Origin of the sequence: Streptomyces sp., from assembly GCF_035563135.1 — a bacterium.
Lineage (GTDB): Bacteria > Actinomycetota > Actinomycetes > Streptomycetales > Streptomycetaceae > Streptomyces.
The window spans coordinates 1-3,300 of sequence record NZ_DATMVN010000666.1; the positions used below are offsets into that span (position 1 = coordinate 1).

The following is a 3,300-nucleotide window of genomic DNA, read 5'->3' on the forward strand; positions in this document are numbered from 1 at the left end:
CTCAGTCCCTGGCGAGGCCGAAGCGCGCGCGCAGCCCGGTGCGTTCGTCGGTGTCCACGGCCGCAGCCCCGTCCGTCACCGTCTCGTACACCGCCAGGATGTCCGCGCCGACGGTCGTCCAGTCGAAGCGGCGCACATGCGCACTGCCCCGCTGCCGCAGCCCCGCGCGCCGCTCCGGGTCGCCCAGGAGGCGTACGGCGGCCGTGGCCAGCGCGTCCGCGTCCTCGTTGGCGAACAGGTCGCCCGCCGTCCCCTGGCCGAGCACCTGGGCGAAGGCGTCCAGGTCACTGGCGAGGACGGGCGCTCCCGCCGAGAGGGCCTCGACCAGGATGATGCCGAAGCTCTCGCCGCCGGTGTTCGGCGCGACGTAGACATCGACACTGCGCAGCAGCCGCGCCTTGTCCTCGTCGCTCACCATGCCCAGGAACTCGACACGGCCGCGCATGTCCTTCGGCAGCGAGGCGACCGCTTCCTCCTCGTCGCCGCGCCCCGCGACCAGCAGCCGGGTCTCCGGACGTGCGGCGAGGATCGCGGGGAGCGCCTTCATCAGGACGGGCAGTCCCTTGCGCGGTTCGTCGATGCGCCCTATGAAGCCGAGGGTGCCGCCCTGCCACTCGGCTTTCGGCTCCGCACGGGCGAAGAAGTCCACGTCGACGCCGTTGGGGATGACCACGGCGTCCCCGCCGAGGTGCTCGACGAGGGTACGCCGTGCGTATTCGCTCACCGCGATCCGCGCGCTGATCTTCTCCAGCGCCGGCTGGAGGATCGGATACGCCGCGATCATGGCCCTGGAGCGGGGGTTGGACGTGTGGAACGTCGCCACGATCGGTCCCTGCGCCGCCCAGCAGGTGAGCAGCCCCAGCGAGGGCGAGGTGGGCTCGTGGATGTGGATGACGTCGAACGTGCCGTCGTTGAGCCAGCGCCGGACCCGCGCGGCGGACAGGAACCCGAAGTTCAGCCGGGCGACGGAGCCGTTGTACGGGACGGGCACCGCCCGCCCCGCGGACACGACGTACGGCGGGAGCGGCGTCTCGTCGTCGGCGGGCGCGAGCACCGAGACGTCGTGACCGATGCGGATCAGGTGCTCGGCCAGGTCACGGATGTGGAACTGCACCCCGCCCGGGACGTCCCAGGAGTACGGGCAGACGATGCCGATCCTCACGGAGTCTCCCCCTGGGGGTCCAGATCGGCGAGCCAGAGCCGCTGCAGCATGTGCCAGTCCTCCGGATGCTCGGCGATCCCGGTGGCGAAGGCGTCGGCCAGCGCCTGTGTCATGGAGGACGTCTTCTCGGCGCGGGTGCCTGTCTCCGGTACGGCGACGGGCGGATGGACCTGCCCCTGCATCACGGACGTGCCGTCGTACCAGAGGGTGACGGGCAGCAGCAGCGCTCCGGTGTGCTGGGCCAGCAGAGCCGGACCGGCGGGCATCCGGGCGGTGTCGCCGAAGAAGTCCACCTCGACGCCGGAGGCGGACAGGTCGCGGTCGGCGACGAGGCAGACCAGCCCGCCCGCGCGCAGCCGCCGGGCCAGGGCCCCGAACGCGGCCCCTCCGTTGTGCGGCAGGACCTCCATGCCCAGGCCCTGGCGGTAGGCCACGAAACGGTCATAGAGGGATTCCGGCTTGAGCCGCTCGGCGACCGTCGTGAAGGGCACCTTCAGGTCGGTGGTGGCCCATGCTCCCGCCAGGTCCCAGTTGCCCAGGTGCGGCAGCGCCACCACGACCCCCTGGCCCGCGTCGAGAGCCTCGGTGATCCGGTGGATGTCACGGACGTGGATGGACTCCTTGATCCGCTGCGGACTCCAGGTCGGCAGCCGGAAGGACTCCATCCAGTAGCGCATGTACGAGCGCATGCCGGCCTTCGACAGCTCGGCCAGCCGTGCGGCGTCCGCGCCGGGCACCACCCGGGCGAGGTTCGACTCCAGGCACAGCACGGACTTCCCGCGCCGCTTCCACACCTGGTCGGCCAGGGTGCGGAAGAGCGCGGCCGCGACCGGCTCGGGGAGTTTCTTCACCGCTCCCCAGCCGAGGCCGTAGAGCCCGTCGGACAGCCGCCCCCTCAGATCGGTTCCGGTGTCGCTCACTGCGCGGCCCCGCTCCCCTGCTCCGCCGTCCCGCCCTGGGCGGCGGCCGCGGCGGCATCGGCCTCGGCCGACTCCCTGCGCACGGTCACCACTCGCTGGATCAGCGTGACCAGGCTGCCCACGGCGACGATCCACAGCGCGACCGGGAGCAGGACCTGGATGCCGGGCACCCCGAAGCCGTGCAGGCCGGCGAGGCCCGCCGCGACCAGCGAGACGACGAGCCGCTCGGCGCGCTCCACCAGTCCGTTCACCGCGACCGGCAGGCCGATCGACTCGCCCCGCGCCTTCGTGTACGAGACCACCTGGCCGCTGGCCAGACAGAAGATCGCGACCGCGCACAGCACGTTGTCGTCGCCGCGGCCCGCGTACCAGAGCGCGAACCCGGCGAAGATCGCCCCGTCCGCCACCCGGTCGAGCGTCGAGTCCAGGAACGCGCCCCACCGGCTGGAGATCCCGGCCTGCCGGGCCATGTTGCCGTCGACGAGGTCCGAGAAGACGAAGACCGTGATCACGATCGTGCCCCAGAAGAACTCCCCCATCGGGAAGAAGACCAGCGCACCTGCCATCACTCCGGCCGTACCGACGAGAGTGACCGCGTCGGGGCTGACCCCGAGGCGGAGCAGCAGAGCGGCGAACGGTGTGAGGACACGCGTAAAAAATGCACGCGCGTACTTGTTCAGCATGGCCTTCCCGAGGTTCGGCGGGCGCCGTGGCCCCTTCGGCCACCGGCTGGCCCATCGTAGTCACCAGCCGTGCCCGGCATCGGCGGGGCACCCCGTCCCGCCCGGCGCCCGGGAAGTCCCGCTTCGCCGCGGGTGACGTGTGGACGGCTTCCGGCACGGGTGAAAAGCTCGAATGACCACGGGCGTCGCCGGAGCCGCCACGACGGTTCCCCTGCCCGCGCATCCGCCCCCAGCTCTTGCGGTACCGCCACCGAACGGGAGGCACGCGTCATGGGTGACAGGACACACACGCACACCGGAGCCGCCGGCAGGGCAGCGGCGGCCGGCGGGCCCGCTTCCGTACGGAACGTGGTGCTGGCCGGCCACAGCGGCTCGGGCAAGACCACTCTGGCCGAGGCGCTCGCGCTGACGGCCGGGGCACTGAACCGGGCCGGCCGGGTCGAGGACGGCTCCACCGTCTCCGACCACGACGAGATCGAACAGCGCCGCCGGCGTTCCGTGCAGCTCTCGCTGGTCCCCGTCGAATGGGGCGGCC

4 protein-coding genes are annotated in these 3,300 nt (G+C 72.1%); 1 reads left to right on the plus strand and 3 read right to left on the minus strand.

The annotated features are described in order from the left end of the window. Window position 1: 1 nt before the first annotated feature. From VN520_RS29735 to pgsA, 3 genes are read right to left on the minus strand one after another with little or no spacing between them, the layout of a single operon-like run. Window positions 2–1,162: a glycosyltransferase family 4 protein gene (locus VN520_RS29735; protein ID WP_325750040.1), complete on the minus strand. Its 1,161-nt coding sequence runs from the start codon at window positions 1,160–1,162 to the stop codon at window positions 2–4. Further along, window positions 1,159–2,082, minus strand: coding sequence for a phosphatidylinositol mannoside acyltransferase (locus VN520_RS29740; protein ID WP_325750041.1), 924 nt, complete (start codon window positions 2,080–2,082; stop codon window positions 1,159–1,161). Before VN520_RS29740 ends, VN520_RS29735 begins: the two co-directional genes overlap by 4 nt. Further along, window positions 2,079–2,765, minus strand: a complete 687-nt coding sequence (gene pgsA, locus VN520_RS29745) for a phosphatidylinositol phosphate synthase (RefSeq protein WP_325750042.1) — start codon at window positions 2,763–2,765, stop codon at window positions 2,079–2,081. The genes VN520_RS29740 and pgsA overlap by 4 nt, the downstream gene beginning before the upstream one ends. Window positions 2,766–3,035: 270 nt before the next feature. Here pgsA and VN520_RS29750 point away from each other — a divergent pair. Then, the coding region (locus VN520_RS29750; protein WP_325750043.1) for a GTP-binding protein at window positions 3,036–3,300 on the plus strand (265 nt) is incomplete at its 3' end.

What these genes read in the sequence shown, in the direction of transcription:
- pgsA (WP_325750042.1), bottom strand. Translation starts at nt 2,765, where the DNA reads ATGCTGAACAAGTACGCGCGTGCATTTTTTACGCGTGTCCTCACACCG.